The sequence below is a fragment of the Bacillota bacterium genome, from assembly GCA_012837285.1.
Lineage (GTDB): Bacteria > Bacillota > DTU030 > DUMP01 > DUMP01 > DUNI01.
In genome coordinates this window covers 1-17,389 of sequence record DURJ01000092.1, presented here as the reverse complement: position 1 = coordinate 17,389, position 17,389 = coordinate 1, and the positions used below count along the sequence as shown (strand labels likewise).

At 49.7% G+C, this 17,389-nt stretch carries 21 protein-coding genes and 1 other annotated feature; all 21 genes read left to right on the top strand.

The genetic code is table 11. From position 1 onward, the window contains the following. Nucleotides 1-84: 84 nt before the first annotated feature. Nucleotides 85-302 (top strand) — a binding site (T-box leader). Between the two features lie 49 nt (nucleotides 303-351). After that, nucleotides 352-1,569: a tyrosine--tRNA ligase gene (locus tag GX016_05550; GenBank protein HHT71027.1), complete on the top strand. Its 1,218-nt coding sequence runs from the start codon at nucleotides 352-354 to the stop codon at nucleotides 1,567-1,569. Nucleotides 1,570-1,629: 60 nt separating this feature from the next. Continuing rightward, nucleotides 1,630-2,274 (top strand): sporulation protein YunB, encoded by a 645-nt coding sequence (gene yunB, locus GX016_05545; GenBank protein ID HHT71026.1) that lies wholly within the window; start codon nucleotides 1,630-1,632, stop codon nucleotides 2,272-2,274. 246 nt (nucleotides 2,275-2,520) lie between these two features. Continuing rightward, nucleotides 2,521-3,003 (top strand): ribosome maturation factor RimP, encoded by a 483-nt coding sequence (locus tag GX016_05540; GenBank protein HHT71025.1) that lies wholly within the window; start codon nucleotides 2,521-2,523, stop codon nucleotides 3,001-3,003. Continuing rightward, the gene (nusA, locus tag GX016_05535; protein HHT71024.1) at nucleotides 3,000-4,097 is read left to right on the top strand and encodes a transcription termination/antitermination protein NusA; all 1,098 of its coding nucleotides are present in this window, start codon (nucleotides 3,000-3,002) and stop codon (nucleotides 4,095-4,097) included. Before GX016_05540 ends, nusA begins: the two co-directional genes overlap by 4 nt. After that, nucleotides 4,094-4,360, top strand: coding sequence for a YlxR family protein (locus GX016_05530; GenBank protein ID HHT71023.1), 267 nt, complete (start codon nucleotides 4,094-4,096; stop codon nucleotides 4,358-4,360). The genes nusA and GX016_05530 overlap by 4 nt, the downstream gene beginning before the upstream one ends. A gap of 5 nt (nucleotides 4,361-4,365) precedes the next feature. After that, nucleotides 4,366-4,680, top strand: a complete 315-nt coding sequence (locus GX016_05525; GenBank protein ID HHT71022.1) for a 50S ribosomal protein L7ae — start codon at nucleotides 4,366-4,368, stop codon at nucleotides 4,678-4,680. A 4-nt stretch (nucleotides 4,681-4,684) separates the two neighbouring features. Continuing rightward, complete coding sequence (gene infB, locus GX016_05520) at nucleotides 4,685-6,796, top strand: translation initiation factor IF-2 (GenBank protein ID HHT71021.1); 2,112 nt, start codon at nucleotides 4,685-4,687, stop codon at nucleotides 6,794-6,796. Between the two features lie 43 nt (nucleotides 6,797-6,839). Then, nucleotides 6,840-7,244, top strand: a complete 405-nt coding sequence (gene rbfA, locus GX016_05515) for a 30S ribosome-binding factor RbfA (protein HHT71020.1) — start codon at nucleotides 6,840-6,842, stop codon at nucleotides 7,242-7,244. After that, nucleotides 7,192-8,172 (top strand): bifunctional oligoribonuclease/PAP phosphatase NrnA, encoded by a 981-nt coding sequence (locus GX016_05510; protein HHT71019.1) that lies wholly within the window; start codon nucleotides 7,192-7,194, stop codon nucleotides 8,170-8,172. Before rbfA ends, GX016_05510 begins: the two co-directional genes overlap by 53 nt. Continuing rightward, a complete protein-coding gene (truB, locus tag GX016_05505; GenBank protein HHT71018.1) occupies nucleotides 8,165-9,073 on the top strand; it encodes a tRNA pseudouridine(55) synthase TruB in 909 nt (302 codons plus the stop codon). Before GX016_05510 ends, truB begins: the two co-directional genes overlap by 8 nt. Nucleotides 9,074-9,088: 15 nt before the next feature. Next, nucleotides 9,089-10,072, top strand: coding sequence for a bifunctional riboflavin kinase/FAD synthetase (locus GX016_05500; GenBank protein HHT71017.1), 984 nt, complete (start codon nucleotides 9,089-9,091; stop codon nucleotides 10,070-10,072). 38 nt (nucleotides 10,073-10,110) lie between these two features. Next, nucleotides 10,111-10,344, top strand: a complete 234-nt coding sequence (locus tag GX016_05495; protein ID HHT71016.1) for a hypothetical protein — start codon at nucleotides 10,111-10,113, stop codon at nucleotides 10,342-10,344. Nucleotides 10,345-10,349: 5 nt separating this feature from the next. Next, the gene (locus GX016_05490; protein HHT71015.1) at nucleotides 10,350-10,571 is read left to right on the top strand and encodes a hypothetical protein; all 222 of its coding nucleotides are present in this window, start codon (nucleotides 10,350-10,352) and stop codon (nucleotides 10,569-10,571) included. A gap of 84 nt (nucleotides 10,572-10,655) precedes the next feature. Next, nucleotides 10,656-10,925, top strand: coding sequence for a 30S ribosomal protein S15 (gene rpsO, locus GX016_05485; GenBank protein ID HHT71014.1), 270 nt, complete (start codon nucleotides 10,656-10,658; stop codon nucleotides 10,923-10,925). 136 nt (nucleotides 10,926-11,061) lie between these two features. Further along, nucleotides 11,062-13,161: a polyribonucleotide nucleotidyltransferase gene (locus tag GX016_05480; protein HHT71013.1), complete on the top strand. Its 2,100-nt coding sequence runs from the start codon at nucleotides 11,062-11,064 to the stop codon at nucleotides 13,159-13,161. A 101-nt stretch (nucleotides 13,162-13,262) separates the two neighbouring features. Then, a complete protein-coding gene (locus GX016_05475) occupies nucleotides 13,263-14,507 on the top strand; it encodes an insulinase family protein (GenBank protein HHT71012.1) in 1,245 nt (414 codons plus the stop codon). Continuing rightward, a complete protein-coding gene (dut, locus tag GX016_05470; protein HHT71011.1) occupies nucleotides 14,501-14,965 on the top strand; it encodes a dUTP diphosphatase in 465 nt (154 codons plus the stop codon). The genes GX016_05475 and dut overlap by 7 nt, the downstream gene beginning before the upstream one ends. Nucleotides 14,966-15,020: 55 nt before the next feature. Beyond that, a complete protein-coding gene (locus tag GX016_05465) occupies nucleotides 15,021-15,350 on the top strand; it encodes a hypothetical protein (GenBank protein ID HHT71010.1) in 330 nt (109 codons plus the stop codon). 28 nt (nucleotides 15,351-15,378) lie between these two features. Next, a complete protein-coding gene (locus tag GX016_05460; protein ID HHT71009.1) occupies nucleotides 15,379-15,648 on the top strand; it encodes a YlmC/YmxH family sporulation protein in 270 nt (89 codons plus the stop codon). Between the two features lie 41 nt (nucleotides 15,649-15,689). Further along, on the top strand, nucleotides 15,690-16,490 hold the full coding sequence (locus GX016_05455) for a 4-hydroxy-tetrahydrodipicolinate reductase (GenBank protein HHT71008.1): 801 nt from the start codon (nucleotides 15,690-15,692) through the stop codon (nucleotides 16,488-16,490). A gap of 24 nt (nucleotides 16,491-16,514) precedes the next feature. Beyond that, nucleotides 16,515-17,389: aspartate-semialdehyde dehydrogenase (locus GX016_05450; GenBank protein ID HHT71007.1), on the top strand; the 875-nt coding region annotated here is incomplete at its 3' end.

Below are 17,389 nucleotides of genomic sequence, written 5' to 3'. Positions count from 1 at the left end.
CCGGCAGGCAGTTGAGAAGGGCGATGCTGGGGTCTGCGGTCTGTTGCCAAGTGGCCATAACCGTGTTATAATGCGGGTAACAATACAAAGGTGAAGACGAGGACAAGCAGCTTCCTGGAGTCTGTTCAGAGAGCCGGCGGCAGGTGCAAGCCGGTCGTACCAGGAAGTGAAATTACACCTCGGAACCGCAGACTGAAATTAGTAGGTTGTGCCGGTACCCGCCGTTATCGGGAATTGTTGAGTGGCTGCTATCGGCAGCAACAAGGGTGGTACCGCGTGAAGGAAGTCTTCTCGTCCCATGATGAGAGGGCTTTATTAATTTTAGCACCAACTTGAAAGGGGTTTAGAACAATGACATTGAATGAACAAATGGATGTTTTTTTGCGAGGAACGGCCGAAATAATTTCACCGGAAGAACTACGCGAGAAGATACGACGAGCCGATCTAGAAGATCGCGCCCTACGTATTAAGCTTGGTGTGGATCCTTCCGCCCCTGAAATCCATCTCGGCCACACGGTGCCCTTGCGCAAGCTGTACCAATTGCAAAAAATAGGCCATCAAATAATTTTTCTGGTGGGAGACTTTACCGGCCGAATAGGTGACCCCAGCGGCCGTTCCGAAACCAGGAAACAACTTACCGAAGAGCAGATAGCCATCAACGCCAAAACTTATACCGATCAAGTATTCAAAATACTAGATCCCAAAAAAACCGTGATCGAGTATAACAGTCGTTGGTTAGGTGCGCTTACTTTTGCTGAGGTAATACAGCTGGCTGCTAAAACAACTGTAGCCCGGATCCTGGAGCGCGATGAATTTGCCACTCGGTTTGCGGAAAACCGACCCATAGGGCTCCATGAGTTTCTTTATCCTTTAATGCAAGGTTACGACTCAGTAGCCTTAAAAGCAGATGTAGAGCTCGGTGGAACCGACCAAAAGTTCAACCTTCTAATGGGTAGACAACTACAGCGCGACTTTGGTCAAGAACCTCAGATTTGTCTGATGTTACCTATCCTGGAAGGTATCGACGGTAGTCAGAAGATGAGTAAGAGCCTCGGTAACTACATCGGTATCGATGAGTCCCCGATGGAAATGTACGGTAAGACCATGTCTATTCCCGATGAGCTAATGCTCAAGTACTATGAACTAGTCACCGACGTACCTTTGGCAGAAATCAGGAGCATCAAGTTGGCCCTTGAAGCCGGGAGTCTCCATCCGCGCGATGCCAAAATGCGCCTCGCTCGAGAAATAGTTGCCCTGTACCATGGTGAAGCAGCAGCTGAATCGGCGGAAGAATCGTTTAAAGCGGTGTTTCAACAGGGTGATATTCCGGACGATATACCTGAGCTCTTGCTATCACCGGAGCTGTTGGATGAAAAAGGGTGTGTGTGGATTGTCCGGATGCTTACAGATCTGGAACTCTGCTCTTCCAGCAGTGAAGCCCGGCGGCTGATCGATCAAGGTGCTGTAAGCATTGACCACATTAAACAAGAAGATACTGAAGCTATTATTAAGGTGCGCAAAGGCATGTTGGTACGCGTCGGAAAAAGACGGTTTGCACGATTGGCCTAGACTAATAGCTTAGACACCATTCCTTACCCCTTTCATAGACTGTAGGAGGGGGTGAAGATAATGGGATGGGGCCGGCGCAACCGAGAGCCTGTGTTTGCCCTAGCTCTGGTAATACTGGTGTTGTTCATAGGAACTTTCTTAGTTGTTGAACGCAACATTAGACCGACGTTAATGGCTCTGGCGGAAGCCAAGGCAAAGATACTGGCAGTTCAGGCCATCAACTCGGCTGTAAATCAAGAGATTGTGGATACAGTGAGATACCAGGATTTGATTGCTATCCACAAAGATACTCGCGGCAGAGTAGTCCTAATGCAGCCTAACACCGTGGAGATATCTCGTTTGGCAGCTAAGACCACTGGCTTCATCCAGGAACGGCTAGAAGCACTGGAAAGCCAAGAGGTTAGTATCCCTGTGGGACAAGTGTTCGGCAGTGCATTACTAGCTAATGTGGGACCACGCATTAAAGTCTCCATAGTGCCCTTGGGTACGGTAAGCGTAAAACTCGGCAGTGACTTCAAAGACGCCGGCATCAACCAAACGCTGCACCAGCTCTTCTTAGAAATCCAGGCTGATGTCCAAGTTGTGATCCCCTTGGTTCGAACCACTACCTGTGTTTCTACCTCGGTGCCGCTGGCCCAAACAGTGATTGTCGGGGAAGTTCCACAGCAGTATTGGCAACTGTATCGGCCGGACGGACAGCGATAAAACAGCCTTCGGGCCTACCAGAGGTTGCCCTTGCCAGTGACGCCAAAGCATGTTATACTGCAAACGGATGCCATAGCTGAGGCAGGCACACTACTAAGGTGCAGGAGTCGGGAAGAGTGGGTTTTAGCCCACTCTTTACTGTTAATACTAAGAATTACCCAGTCATGTTTAAACGCAAAACAGGTATTGGTTCCCAGGCAGTAACCAACATATGTGTACATGGCAAGTACAACAAGTAAGGGAGGAGTGCCGGTGAGCACGGTAACTCAGAGTGTAAACGGACTGATCGAACCTATAGTTGCCGAAGAGGGCCTGGAACTGGTGGACGTGACCTTTACTAAAGAAGCTGGTCGTTTTTTTCTGCGAGTGTTTATTGATAAACCAGGTGGTGTTAGCACTGATGATTGCGAACGTCTAAGTACAAGGTTAAGTATGTTGTTGGATGAGCATGACCCCATATCCCAATCCTATTTCCTCGAAGTGTCGTCACCAGGTATAGACCGCCCACTTAAGCACGACGCTGATTTTGAGCGGTTCAAAGGTCAGAGGGTAAGGATCAACACATTTGCTCCAATTGAGGGGCGTCGTCGTCTAACCGGAATCCTGCTGGGCCTAAGAGATGAGCAGATACAACTGGATCTAGGTAAAGAAGGTTCTATTTCGATCCCCCGCAAGGATATTGCCCAAGCACGGTTGGCAGCTGAAGTTAACTGGGAGGGAATAAAGTGAACCGTGAATTTCTCGAAGCCTTAAACGAGCTGGAAAAGGAGCGCGGCATCAAAAAGGAGATTATTCTCGAAGCCTTGGAAGCCGCACTGGTATCGGCTTACAAGAAAAACTTCTCTTCCGCCCAGAACGTCCGAGTGGAAATCAATCGTGGAACAGGGGAAGTCAAAGTTTTTGCCCGTAAGATAGTGGTGCCGGAAGTGGAAGACTCGCGCCTGGAGGTACCACTAGAAGAAGCCAAGTTGCTCGATCCTCGTTATGAAATAGAAGACCTAATCGAATTTGAAGTGACTCCGCGTGACTTCGGCCGCATTGCTGCTCAAAATGCGAAGCAGGTGGTTGTCCAGCGCATCAGAGAAGCGGAACGAAGTATTATCTTTGAAGAGTTTGCCGACCGCGAAGGCGATATTGTCACTGGCCTGATACAGCGATTTGAGCAAAGAAATTTTATGGTAGACCTTGGCCGGGCAGAAGCCGTCTTACCTGCCGGAGAACAGATGCCAAATGATACCTACCGGGCAGGGGAAAGGATAAAGGCTTACGTGCTTGAAGTCAATCGCACTACCAAGGGTCCTCAGATCCTGTTATCCCGCACTCACCCCGGATTTCTTAAACGTCTGTTCGAACTGGAAGTACCCGAAATTCATGACGGTACAGTGGAAATAAAGGCTATTGCCCGCGAAGCCGGATTGCGCTCAAAAATGGCTGTATGGGCACGTGATCCCAACGTGGATCCTGTAGGAGCCTGTGTCGGGCCGCGAGGATTTAGGGTTCAGTCTGTGGTAAACGAGCTCAAAGGCGAAAAAATTGATATTATTAAGTGGAGCAGTGTTCCGGAAGAATTCATTGCTAGCAGCCTTAGCCCAGCCAAGGTAATTCATGTTTATCTAACCGAAGATGACCGGGTAGCGCGGGTAATTGTGCCGGAAAACCAGCTTTCTTTGGCTATAGGCAAGGAAGGGCAAAATGCCCGTTTGGCAGCAAAGTTGACCGGCTGGAAAATCGACATTAAGAGCGCTATTGAGGAAGAAGACGGCGGTGAGCAGGTCGAGTCCGAATCCGCAGTTGACGGGGTGGAGGTGCATGAAAAAGAATGAAGCCGCGTCGGGTACCAATGCGCATGTGTGTTGGTTGCCGGGAGATGCAACCGAAAAAAGAACTTCTACGGGTAGTTCGCACTCCAGACGGCAAACTAGAGGTGGATCGGACCGGCAAGAAATCAGGTCGGGGAGCCTATATTTGCCCTCGTCGCCGTTGTCTGGATGCAGCCCTCAAGGGGAAGCGATTACAGAAAGCATTGGCGATGGATCTTTCTGCGGAAATAATCCGAGAATTAGAAGATCGACTGGTGGAGATTTAGTTTCTATGTTAGGCTTAATTGGGTTGGCCCGCAAGGCCGGCAAACTTGTTATCGGTGAGCAGGCTGTACTGAAAGCACTACAGCTGTCGCAGGTGCGTTTGTTGCTGTTGGCAGTAGACGGCAGTAATCGTAAAAGACGAATTTTTGCCGCTCACGCCGAAGCTCACAGTATTCCCCTGATAGAGTGGGCAACTAAAACCCAGTTGGGTAGCCAGTTAGGGAAGCAGCAAGTGGCCGTGGCAGCTATTATCGATCCGTCATTAGCGCAAGCCGTGTGGCGTAAATGGGAGGACATGGGGAATCAAAAACTACGGGGGTGACCAAATGGGCAAACTGCGTATATACGAATTGGCCAAACAACTCAAAATCACAAGCAAAGAGCTTATTGAACTCTTGACTGAAATGGGGATTAAAGTAAAGAACCACATGAGCACGTTGGACAACGCTACTGTAAAACGGGTTTTGGCAAGCCTTGGTGAAAGCGAGCCGGTACCTGACCCCGAACCACACCTGGAGACAGAGGCAGAGGAACCGGTTAGAAAAACTGGTGGGAAGATCAAAGACAAGGGGCGCAAAAGCAGCACCAAACGGCGCGGGAAAAAGAGCAGTCGCTTTGAAGACACGCGGCGTGCCAGCCGCGATAGCAGACAGGTTGCTACAGAAATGAAAACTGATGTAGCTGCTTCTTTAGATCAAGCGGTACAACTGCCGGATTCGCTTACTGTTCAAGAACTGGCAACATTGCTTCGGCGACCGGGAGGACAAATTGTTAAACTGCTGTTCGATCGGGGAATAATGGCCGGACTTAATCAGGCCATTGATTACTCCGCTGCCGCCCAAGTGGCTGAAAAGCTGGGCTTTAAGGTAACTCCTATCGAAGAGCAGCTTCCTACCCTTGAAGACGTTCAGGATCGCCCGGATCAACTGCGAGATCGTCCCCCTGTGGTTACAGTGATGGGTCACGTGGATCATGGGAAGACATCCCTTTTGGATGCAATCCGCCATACTAAAGTCACCACTGAAGAGGCAGGGGGCATTACACAGCATATCGGAGCATCTGTAGTCTCTTTCGGTGGACGTAAAATTGTCTTTCTTGACACACCGGGACACGAAGCCTTCACTGCTTTGCGTGCCCGAGGGGCACAAGTTACCGACCTTGCCATACTTGTTGTTGCTGCTGATGATGGGGTCATGCCCCAGACTGTTGAGGCCATCAACCACGCCAAAGCAGCCGAAGTGCCAATAATTGTGGCAATCAATAAAATTGACAAACCCGGGGCCCGCCCCGATGTGGTCAAACAACAGCTCACTGAATATGGACTGGTACCAGAAGAGTGGGGCGGAGATACCATCTGCCTTCCGGCTTCAGCTAAATACAAACAAGGTATTGAGGATTTGCTCGAAATGATTCTGTTGTTAGCCGATATGCGCGAGTTCAAGGCTAACCCGAAGCGTCAAGCTGTAGGTACTATCATAGAAGCTGAGTTGGATCGTGGCCGCGGTCCAGTGGCTAGTGTGTTAGTGCAAAGAGGCACGCTTAGAATTGGTAATGCCATTGTGGCTGGCACAGCCTCTGGGAAGGTTCGGGCCATGATCAACGACAAAGGCAGCCGAGTCATTGAAGCTGGCCCTTCGATACCGGTGGAAGTCCAAGGCTTCAGTGAGGTTCCTCAAGCCGGTGACATTATGCGCGTCGTAGCCGACGAAAAAATTGCTCGAGCGCTGGCTGAAAAAGAAAAACACCGGCTACGGGAAACAGAGCTTCAGACCAGAGGCGGTCTCTCTTTGGACGAACTGTATCTACGGGTACGGGAAGGAGAAATTAAGGAACTTAACTTGATCATTAAGGCCGACGTTCAAGGGTCAGTAGAAGCCCTCCAGCAAGCGCTGGAGAAACTCTCTACGGCCGAAGTTAAGGTCAATGTTATCCATAGCGGAGTAGGGGCTATTACCGAAACAGACATTATGTTGGCCGCTGCCTCCAAGGCTGTTGTGATCGGTTTCAACGTGCGCCCAGAAGGAAAAGCCACGCAGGCGGCAGAAACCGAAAGCATAGATATTAGGCTCTACCGAGTTATTTACGACGCTATCGAAGATGTAAGAGCAGCTATGGAAGGCATGTTAGCACCTAAAATACAAGAGGTACCCTTGGGTAAGGCTGAGGTCCGGGCCACTTTTCATGTTCCTAAAGCTGGAACCATTGCCGGTTGTTACGTGAGAGAGGGGAAAATCAGTCGAGATGCCCAAGCGCGTCTGGTAAGGGACGGAATAGTAATCCACGAAGGAGCCATTGGCTCATTGCGCCGGTTTAAGGATGATGTGCGGGAAGTGGCTTCCGGGTACGAATGTGGCATTGGACTGGCCAATTACCAAGATATCAAAGAAGGCGATATCGTTGAAGCTTTCAAGATCGAGGAGATCCCCGCTACCCTTTGATCTATGTAATTGATGGTAGTTACTGGACGCGGAGGTGTAACTGGTGGGAAAACTACGTGTAGCCAAGTTGGAAGAGGCTTTTAAGCAGGAAATCAGTCAGTTGATACAACGTGAGCTTAAGGATCCCCGTATCGGCTTCACTTCAGTCACTCGGGTTACAATTACTGGAGATTTGCGCCTAGCCACTGTGTATGTGAGCGTCTTAGGTAGTGAACCAGAAAAGAAGTCCACTCTTGAGGGGCTCACCAGAGCCACTGGATTCATTCGGTCTGAACTTAGCCGGCGCATACGAATGCGCCATACACCTGAACTCACCTTTTGCCTTGACGAATCTATTGCCCGCGGCATCGAGCTAACAGGATTTATTGATCGTCTTCGAGAAGGAGCCCAAAACCATGGTCATACCTCAGTTCCAGGAAATAAGAACCGTCCTACGACAAAGTCCTGAGCTGGTTCTGTGTTGTCATTTTGATCCTGACGGCGACGCCTTGGGCTCTCTTTTGGGCTTGGGACTGGCCTTAAGAAATAAGGGCTGGCAAGTACAATTAGTCAGCCCAGATGGCATTCCATCCATGTACAATTTCTTGCCAGGGGCTGAAGATGTATCTACTACCATTACTGCTTTCAGTAACCGAGCGGTGGCAATTGTGCTGGATTGTGGTGATTTGGAACGTCTGGGACCCCTGGCTAGTGAGGTGGCTACAGCCAAACAAATAATCAATATTGATCATCACCCCACCAATACAGAGTTCGGTACTATTAATTGGGTGGAACCCAGGGCTGCGGCAACAGCCGAAATGGTGTTTTCTCTGCTTTGGGAATTGTCCATTCCCGTCGACCTTGACATTGCAACTTGCTTGTATACCGGCATTCATACCGACACCGGCGGCTTTCGCTACCAGAATACCACGGCTGACGTTCATAAAGTGGCCGAAACACTGCTTAGAATTGGCGTGAAGCCCTGGGAAATAGCTGATAAAGTGTATGATAGAAAATCCTTGTCTCAATTACGGCTTCTCCAGCAAGCACTGGAGCGGTTGCAGGTAAGCTCTAGCGGCCTTATTGCCTGGGTTAGTCTGCCTTACGATCGCTTTGGCTGTTATACGGACGAGGACATCGGTGGACTCATAAACTATCCCCGTATGGTGGCCAGTGCCGAAGTGGCAGTTTTGCTGAGGGAGAATGACGATAGACAAGTACGTGTTGGGTTTCGTTCACGTCACCTGGTTGATGTAGGGCTATTGGCGAAACGCTTAGGGGGAGGAGGCCACTCCCGGGCAGCGGGCTGCATTCTCTCCGGTTCTCTAACTCAAGTTGAAACACAGGTTTTAGCTGCGGTTGAAAAAGAGCTGCAGGAGGCCCGAAATCATGCTTGACGGGTTTGTCAGTTTACTCAAGCCCCCAGGTCCCACCTCACACGATATGGTTGCTTATGTGCGTCGGCTGTTAGGGATCAAGCGGGCAGGTCATACCGGCACGTTGGATCCTTTAGCCGCCGGTGTTCTGGTTATTGCCATCGGTAGAGCTACCCGGCTGATCCAGTATTTAGATACAACCAAAACTTACCTGGGTGAAATCACCTTTGGTCTGGCTACTGATACGCTGGACGCCGGTGGCAATATCACAGCCAACGAACCGGCCCAGTTCGTTCGCCAGGACTTGGAAACAGTGTTGCTGGAGTTTACAGGGGCGATTTCGCAAGTACCGCCAATGGTGTCCGCTGTTAAATGGCGCGGCCACCGCCTATATGATCTGGCCCGAAAAGGAGTTGAGGTGGACCGACCGGCGCGGCCGGTATTAATACACAAACTTAAGCTGCTTTCGTTTAACCCTGAGCGCACTTACCCTCGTTCTTTAATCAAATGTACCTGCTCCGCCGGCACCTATGTACGTACTCTGGCCGCTGATATTGGTACAGCTTTGAATTGCAGCTCTTATCTCTCGTTTCTTTTGCGGACACAAAGCGGACCATTCACCATCTCAACCAGCCTGACCCCGGACGAATTTGAGACTTATCTTAGACAAGCTTTGCCTTCCCGTTGGCTCTGTCCGCCCCAAGAAGCCTTGTCTAACCTATCTGCCGTTGCTCTCGGTCAAGAAGATGTTAACCTATTTAAGCACGGTAATCCAGTCATGCTGGAACAAAGCATGACTTTACAGAGCAAAGTTATGTCCGTTCGAGTCTGCGATCGGGACGGCATCTTCTTGGGAGTAGGCCAACTTTGCGCTGGCGGTCCGACTAAGTATCGCTTACAACCAAAGGTTGTGTTTAACTAAGGAGCGTTGAGGGCAATGAGAATTATGACCGGATTTGACAATTGGCACTCAAAGACTTCTGTGGGTAGCGTAGCACTGGGCTTCTTTGACGGCGTTCACGTTGGTCATCAGAGCATAATCATGACTACCGTTCAGGAAGCACAGCGACAGGCACTACCCAGCGCGGTCCTGTCTTTTGAACCTCATCCGCTAGCTGTGATTAACCCTGATCTAGCCCCTAAGCTAATCACGTCCTTAAGCAAGAAAACTGAGTTAATTGCACAACTGGGTGTGGATTTTCTGTTGGTGCTCCCTTTTACCTTGACCTTCGCTGATACAGATGCTTTTACCTTCGCCCGCCTCGTCTTGACTGATGTACTCAAGACTAAGCATGTTACCGTCGGGTACAACTACTCTTTTGGTCACAAACGACGTGGTACGCCGGAGAAGTTAACAGCTTGGGGTCGAGAGCTTGGCTTTGGAGTAACCATAGTTCCACCGGTTACTTGTGACGGCGAAGTCGTTTCCAGCAGTCGAATAAGACAATTAATTAGCCAAGGGGAAGTGGCAAAGGCGGCAACTATTCTCGGACGATGGCCAACTATTTCAGGTCAGGTTGTCCGCGGAGCTGGACGAGGGCACTCTCTCGGCTTTCCCACGGCTAACATCACCTTAAATGAAGAGTTGCTCTTACCTCGTTTCGGTGTTTATGCCGTCCGCAGTCAATATCAAGATAAACACCTATATGGAGTAGCAAATATTGGCTTGGTACCGACTTATGGTTATCATACCGCCCGTCTCGAGGTTAATTTCTTTGAGTTCGGCGAAGATCTGTATGGACAATATCTCTGTATCGAGTTAATTTCATTCTTGCGCCCGGAACGAAAATTTGTTTCAGCTGATGCACTCAAGGATCAAATGGAGGTTGACAAACAACAAGCTATTCGTATCTTTACATACACAGACCGAAAAGTAGATCGTAATTGCCTGGCTTCGGTTTACAATCGGGGGGCTTTATGATAGAATTTTCCCGGAGGCAACCAGAAGGGGCGATGGAAATGCTCGGGGATAGCTACCGTTTGCCAGAAGAAGATCTGCGGGTCATTTTGGCTCAGATTGCCGAAATATGTGTTAGCCCTGAATTTCAGAGCCTACGGCATGAGCTGGAGACAATTTACCAACGGGCAGAAGCCGACAATGCCGGGGTAGCAGCTTTTCAAGATGCTTTGTACACTTTGTTAATCCAAAACGAACGAATTGTAATCGGTAAACCTCGATTGTCGGAATCATGATGCCGCTGAAGATAATAATCACCGAGCATGCCCAAAAGCGTCTCCAGGAAGTAAGGCAAGAAGGTATCACCCCTCAGGACATAAGTAGCGCCGCCTACAGCATTCCTGGTCGCATTCCGTCGGCGACCCGCTTTCGCGGCTTTGTTTCCTGGTCGGGTCGATCGTTCGATCTGGTTGCAAAAGATACTAAGTTGGGTCGCTTAGTTATCACCATTATCGGCAAGTGACCGAGTATGAACCTCAGCCGCGGATAACCGTGCCTCCAACGGTTTTCTGGGACTGTGGGGATAAGAAAATAGGAGGTATTACCAATGGCTCTTACTGGCCCCAAGAAACACGAAATCATCAGTGACTTCCAGCTTCATGAACTCGACACTGGATCACCGGAAGTCCAAATCGCTATCCTTACCGAGCGCATAAACTACTTGACTGAGCACCTGAAAGAACACAAGAAAGACCACCATTCCAGGCGTGGACTGCTTAAGATGGTTGGCCAACGGCGGGGAATGTTAGAGTATCTAAAAGCTAAGGATATTGAACGGTACCGTAACTTGGTTGACAAATTGGGTCTTAGATACTAAGAGCGGGGAGACCCGCTCTTTGTTACTAATTTGGGTGTCTTCATGGCCGAAGAAAAGGAAATACTACCTACGATAAAGAAGAGATTACGTAATAAGATTAGGGAGGTTTGGGAATTTGCCAGAAACATTTCGAACCATGTTGGCCGGTAGACCGTTGAGTGTGGAAATAAATCATGTAGCCAAGCAGGCCAATGGCGCTGCTTTAGTGCGGTATGGCGATACGGTGGTTCTAGTTACCGCCTGCTGCTCTGACGAACCGCGAGAAGGTATTGACTTCTTTCCGTTGACGGTAGATTATGAAGAGCGCCTTTATGCTGCCGGTAAGATTCCGGGCGGTTTTATTAAGCGAGAAGGGCGGCCCAGCGAAAAAGCGGTGTTATCGGCCCGTTTGATAGACCGACCCATACGGCCTCTGTTCCCTAAAGGTTTCCGTAATGATGTTCAGGTGATTGCACTGGTACTGTCGGTGGATCAAGATAATTCACCGGAAATAGCAGCCATGTTTGGAGCTTCGTTAGCGCTGTCTATTTCCGATATTCCTTTTGACGGCCCTATTGCCAGCGTAATTGTGGGACATGTAGATGGTAAACCAATCCTTAATCCTACGGTGGAACAAGAAGAAGCCAGCCGATTACATCTTACCGTCGCTGGCAAACAAGATGCTATTATGATGGTAGAGGCTGGAGCAAACCAAGTGGACGAAGAGACGATACTGAGCGCTCTGGCCTTTGGCCAAAAAGCCATTAATGAACTGGTAGCTTTCCAACAGGAAATTGTGCGCCAAGTAGGTAAGCCAAAGCGAGATATACCTTTGTACCAAGTGGATATTCCTTTAGCAGAGAAAGTACGTACCTGGGTAGTAGATCGGATTAAAGCTGCCTTGACCCTGCCCGAAAAACAGGCACGGGATGCCAAACTGAGAGAAATCCAACAAGCTGCCGGGGAAGAATTTGCCGAGGTATATCCTGAGCAAAGCAAAGATGTGTCAGAAGTAATTAATATGGCTATCAAAGACGAAGTTAGGCACATGATTCTGGAAGATGGGGTTCGCTCTGATGGGCGGTCTTTGGATGAAGTTCGGCCTATTACGGTAGAGGTAGGACTGCTCCCGAGAGTCCATGGTTCCGGTTTGTTCACCCGTGGTCAAACCCAAGTTCTGACCTGCCTTACATTAGGGGCCGTAAGCGACGAACAGATACTCGATGGGCTAGAAGTCGAGGAATCAAAACGCTTTATGCACCACTACAATTTTCCGCCTTCCAGTGCAGGGGAGACCCGCCCCATTCGCGGACCTGGGAGAAGAGAAATAGGCCATGGTGCGTTGGCTGAGCGGGCTCTTGAACCCATGATTCCTCACGAAAGCGAGTTTCCGTATACCATTCGTTTGGTGTCTGAGGTGCTAGAATCCAACGGCTCTACATCCATGGCCAGTGTTTGTGGTAGCACTCTAGCTCTTATGGACGGAGGCGTTCCCCTCAAGGCACCTGTAGCCGGGGTGGCTATGGGGCTGATCAAAGACGAAGACCGCATTGCCGTTCTGACTGATATTCAAGGAATGGAAGACGCTAACGGAGATATGGACTTTAAGGTGGCTGGAACATCGAAGGGTATTACCGCCCTGCAAATGGACATAAAAGTACCAGGCATCACCGTGGATATCTTGCGGCAGGCGTTGGACCAGGCAAAGCATGGACGCTTGTTCATCTTGGCTGAAATGCTGAAAGCAATACCTGCTCCCAGAGCAGAGATTTCGCCCTATGCACCCCGCATGCTTACGATGGAAATTGACCCGGACAAAATACGTGACGTTATCGGTCCGGGGGGCAAGACCATTCGCAAAATTATTGAGGAAACTGGGGTTCAAATTGACATTGAAGACGATGGACGCGTGTTTATTACTGCTTTAGATGAAGGGGCAGCCTACAAAGCTCAAGATAAGATCAAGCTTCTTACCCAGGAAGTAGAAGTAGGAGCCATTTATCTAGGCAAGGTAACGCGCATCCTGAACTTTGGTGCTTTTGTGGAGATTCTACCTGGTAAAGAAGGGCTGGTTCACATTTCGCAATTGGCTCGTACCCGTGTAGCCAAGGTGGAAGATGTAGTCAGTATCGGGGACGAAATCATGGTTAAGGTAACTGAAATAGACCGGCAAGGACGCATCAACCTATCGCGAAAAGAAGTGTTGAAAGCAGAAGCTCAGCATAGTCCGGAAAAAGGCAGAAGTCCGCGGAGATAACGGAGACGTTGTAAGCATAGACCCCTGGGGTTTATGCTTTTTTACTTGCCCCCAGCTACCTATGCTATAATAGCTACAGGCACGAGGAGGAGGGAAGCAATTTGTACCAAAAGACCGTGTTACCATCTGGTGTTTGCATAGTCACCGAAGAAATTCCCGTCTTTTCTTCGGTAGCCATAGGGTTTTGGGTCAACGTCGGTTCTAAGTCAGAAAGTCCGGCCGAAGCCGGCATCTCGCACTTATTAGAACACCTTCTGTTTAAAGGGACCGGCAAGTATACATCACGGGAAATTGCCGAGTTGTTGGACTCGGTAGGGGGGCAACTTAATGCTTTTACCTCTAAAGAGCATACCTGCTATTATGCCCGGGTCTTGACCGAACACTTTTCCATGGCTGTGGATGTTCTCGCCGACATGTTTCTAAAGCCAAGACTGACTGTAGAAGACATCGCTCGGGAGAAAAGGGTGGTTCAAGAAGAGATTAGTATGTATGAGGATTCCCCTGACGAACTGGTACACGATTTGCTGGCTCAAGCCGTCTGGCCTCAGCATCCATTAGGCTGCCCGGTGCTTGGAACGCGCGAAAGCATAGCTAACTTGGCTCCTGAGAAAATCCATTCTTTCTTTCGACACCACTACACGCCTGACAACTTGGTGATCTCGGTGACCGGGAACATTGAGCATGCCCAGGTAGTAGCCACATGTGAACACTACTTCAATGCAACTTCGGCCGCAGAAGTAGACCAACCGTCCCTGCAGTTACCTCGATTCCAAGCCGGGTCGACTGTGTTCACGCGAAGTCTTGAGCAAGTACACATCTGTCTTGGTGCTCCAGGTGCACCTATTGGGGATGACACTGTTTATGCTATTGATGTGACCAACAGTATTTTAGGCGGCGGGCTTTCTTCACGACTCTTTCAGCACATAAGGGAAGAGCGAGGATTGGCTTACTCTGTATACTCCTATCACACGGCTTACCAGGACAGTGGCCTGTTCACAGTCTATGTGGGTCTTAGGAAAGACAATGCTCAAGCAGGGCTTGATTTGATTCGGCAAGAACTGGAGACGATCATGACTGAGCCAGTTTTGGACCAAGAACTTCAACGGGCTAAGCAGCAAATACTGGGAAACCTCTTCCTTGGTTTAGAAAGCACAACCAACCGGATGATCCGTCTAGGCAAGCAGGAGCTGAGTCTGGGACGCTGGGTTCCTTTGGAAGAAGTTCAGAGCAAAATTAATGCCGTGACTACGGAGAACATACTGAACCTGTGCTCCCAACTGTTCGAGCAGAGCAGTCGAGCTGCTGTATTGCTGGGTCCGGTAGAAACGGGGGACATCAGATGGTAATGGACCTGCATGGCATAAAGATAAAAGTGTTCCGCTTTTCCCACGCTTACGATTTGCCCCTACCTACTTATCAAACTTCTGGAGCAGCCGGGCTGGATCTGCATGCGGCCGTCGAACACTCGGTTACGTTGATGCCAGGACAACGGATGCTTATTCCCACTGGTATTGCTATTGCTTTGCCGACAGGCTTTGAGGCCCAGCTCAGACCTCGAAGTGGCTTGGCCTTAAGACACGGTCTTACTGTACTCAATAGTCCAGGTACTGTAGACAGCGACTACCGCGGCGAAATCAAGGTGCTACTAATAAACCTTGGGGCCGAACCGGTCACCCTTTACCGTGGCGACCGGATTGCACAATGTGTCGTTAGCGTTGCTGTTCAGGGATTCTGGGAAGAAGTGGAGAAGCTGCCGCCTACTTGTAGAGGTGGCGGCGGCTTTGGTCATACTGGTCGTCAATAGCATCTACCCCCCAACCGAGGCATAAGATTACTAACAGAGGTGGGGGGGTGTTACTATGTTCAAGATCGTACTGACAGTTGGATTCATGGCCTTATTCTATCTTTCACTTAGCCGCCGAGTCGAGGAGAAACAACGAGCACGAAAGAAAAGTCGTGAACTGCCGATTGAGCCTCGAGAATCACCTTTTTCGCAGGCAACAGTGGATTTGTTGGCTACCGCCGGCGGGGTGTACCTGGCTTTGTTATTAATCCGAAATTTTCTACAAATAACTGTTCCGGAACACATAGTGATCTGTGGACTGCAATTGGAGCCGCTGGCCGCTCTGTCACTACTCATCGCCGTTTTTCAACCCTATCTGGGCTCTGTTTTGCGTCGCCCATCGTAAGGAAAGTAGCAAAAGCGGGGTGAACGCCATGCGTTTGAGACAGTTAGAGGACAAGGAATTGATCAGCCTGCAAGACGGTCGCCGTATCGGCTATTTCGGTGATGCGGATTTGGTATTCAACGCTGACACCGGGCAAATTGTCGGTCTGGAAATAAGCAATCGGAACAAACTGCTACAATTGTTTGCCGAAAAATATGTGTCAGTGATTCCGTGGGAAGCAATCAAGAAAATAGGCAAAGAGGTCATAATTCTTGACGCTGGTGCTGAGACCGATATTGACACCTATAGAGATTTATAGGAGAATATACGTAATCTAGCGGCAAACGGAGGTGAAATAGCATGGGGATTCGAGTGTTGGTCTCTGGTGCCAATGGAAAAGTAGGTCGCGAGATAGTTAAAGGAATTTTGGCCGAACCCACGCTTAAGCTTGTAGGGGCCGTAGGCAGTCAACATGGTCTGGATGAAGACATCGGTGTGCTTGTGGGCCAGCAACCGGTCGGAATAAAACTTTCGCCAGATCTGGCTGGTACCATTGCTAGCACCCGAGCAGAGGTTGTGGTGGACTTTACTCGACCGGCAACCATCATGGACAATCTGAGGACAATTGCTGAAGCCGGTGCTGACGCCGTTATTGGAACAACAGGAATAACTGAGTCGGACATTCCCGGTATTACCACTTTGTATCGAAAACACGGGGTTAATGCAATTATCTCCCCGAATTTTGCTCTGGGTGCCATTTTACTACTAAAGTTTGCTGAAGTGGCGGCACACTTTTTCCCCAACGTGGAAATTATTGAAACGCATCATGATCAGAAGTTGGATGCCCCTTCAGGCACAGCTATCAAGTATGCCGAAGCAATAGCCAAAGCAGCCGGAGAACGCCACGCCATGCCCACCAAGATTGAAAAACTTGAGCATGTTCGCGGCGGGGACTTGGCGGGGATTAAGATACACAGCCTTCGCTTGCCGGGGTTTGTGGCCCACCACGCCATTGTTTTCGGCGGTTTAGGACAAAGTCTGACCCTGAAACACGACTCTATCAGCCGGGAATCATTCGTGCCGGGCGTGCTCCTAGCCGTCAACAGAGTACAGGAAGTGGACGGGGTTGTGTATGGGTTGGAGAATCTATTGGATCTATAATCGAGACAGGTGGAGGTAGTTCTGGTGAAGAAATACACTGTAGCTGTTGTGGGTGCCACCGGAGCTGTGGGCCAGACCATGCTAAGATTGTTGGAGGAGCGCAACTTTCCGGTAAGAACCCTGGTACCGTTGGCATCTTCTCGTTCAGCCGGGAAGAAGATCACGTTCAAGAATCAAACGCTAACCATAAAAGAGACTCTACCGGAAGCCTTTGACGGCGTAGACCTGGCGCTGTTTTCAGCCGGCACCGATGTCAGTCGTCGCCTGGCCCCGGAAGCAACTAAGCTCGGAGCTGTAGTGGTAGACAACAGTAACGCTTTCCGTATGGATCCCAATGTACCCCTGGTAGTTCCGGAAGTAAACCCGCAGGCTGCTGGCAATCACCGAGGTCTAATAGCCAACCCCAACTGTTCTACCATTCAATTACTAGTAGTGTTAAAGCCCTTACATGATCGAGCTAAGGTAAAACGTGTTGTGGTTTCCACTTATCAGGCGGTTTCCGGTACCGGGCTCGAGGCTATCGAGGAACTGTATCAACAGAGTCAGGAACTTCTGTCTGGTAAAGGAGTTCAACCCTCAGTCTATCCTTACCAAATAGCGTTTAATGTTCTCCCCCATATCGATGTATTCGACCATACTGGCTACAGCTTAGAAGAGTGGAAGATGGTCCGGGAGACGAAGAAGGTGTTAGATCCTGAGATAGAAGTTACAGCAACCACTGTGCGCGTACCCGTTGCTTATGGTCACTCAGAATCTGTTAACATCGAGACCGTACAAAAACTGAGCCCAGAGGAAGTGCGGGAAATTTTGACCTTAGCCCCCGGTATTTCAGTGGTGGATGAACCCGCGCGCCTACAGTATCCGCTTCCGATTTTTGCTGCCGGGCGGGACGAAGTATT

What these genes read in the sequence shown, in the direction of transcription:
- GX016_05460 (HHT71009.1), top strand. Translation starts at nt 15,379, where the DNA reads ATGCGTTTGAGACAGTTAGAGGACAAGGAATTGATCAGCCTGCAAGAC.
- GX016_05480 (HHT71013.1), top strand. Translation starts at nt 11,062, where the DNA reads ATGTTGGCCGGTAGACCGTTGAGTGTGGAAATAAATCATGTAGCCAAG.
- GX016_05510 (HHT71019.1), top strand. Translation starts at nt 7,192, where the DNA reads ATGGTCATACCTCAGTTCCAGGAAATAAGAACCGTCCTACGACAAAGT.
- GX016_05530 (HHT71023.1), top strand. Translation starts at nt 4,094, where the DNA reads ATGAAGCCGCGTCGGGTACCAATGCGCATGTGTGTTGGTTGCCGGGAG.
- GX016_05455 (HHT71008.1), top strand. Translation starts at nt 15,690, where the DNA reads ATGGGGATTCGAGTGTTGGTCTCTGGTGCCAATGGAAAAGTAGGTCGC.
- GX016_05525 (HHT71022.1), top strand. Translation starts at nt 4,366, where the DNA reads ATGTTAGGCTTAATTGGGTTGGCCCGCAAGGCCGGCAAACTTGTTATC.
- yunB (HHT71026.1), top strand. Translation starts at nt 1,630, where the DNA reads ATGGGATGGGGCCGGCGCAACCGAGAGCCTGTGTTTGCCCTAGCTCTG.
- GX016_05495 (HHT71016.1), top strand. Translation starts at nt 10,111, where the DNA reads ATGCTCGGGGATAGCTACCGTTTGCCAGAAGAAGATCTGCGGGTCATT.
- truB (HHT71018.1), top strand. Translation starts at nt 8,165, where the DNA reads ATGCTTGACGGGTTTGTCAGTTTACTCAAGCCCCCAGGTCCCACCTCA.
- dut (HHT71011.1), top strand. Translation starts at nt 14,501, where the DNA reads ATGGTAATGGACCTGCATGGCATAAAGATAAAAGTGTTCCGCTTTTCC.
- infB (HHT71021.1), top strand. Translation starts at nt 4,685, where the DNA reads ATGGGCAAACTGCGTATATACGAATTGGCCAAACAACTCAAAATCACA.
- GX016_05465 (HHT71010.1), top strand. Translation starts at nt 15,021, where the DNA reads ATGTTCAAGATCGTACTGACAGTTGGATTCATGGCCTTATTCTATCTT.
- GX016_05500 (HHT71017.1), top strand. Translation starts at nt 9,089, where the DNA reads ATGAGAATTATGACCGGATTTGACAATTGGCACTCAAAGACTTCTGTG.
- GX016_05550 (HHT71027.1), top strand. Translation starts at nt 352, where the DNA reads ATGACATTGAATGAACAAATGGATGTTTTTTTGCGAGGAACGGCCGAA.
- rpsO (HHT71014.1), top strand. Translation starts at nt 10,656, where the DNA reads ATGGCTCTTACTGGCCCCAAGAAACACGAAATCATCAGTGACTTCCAG.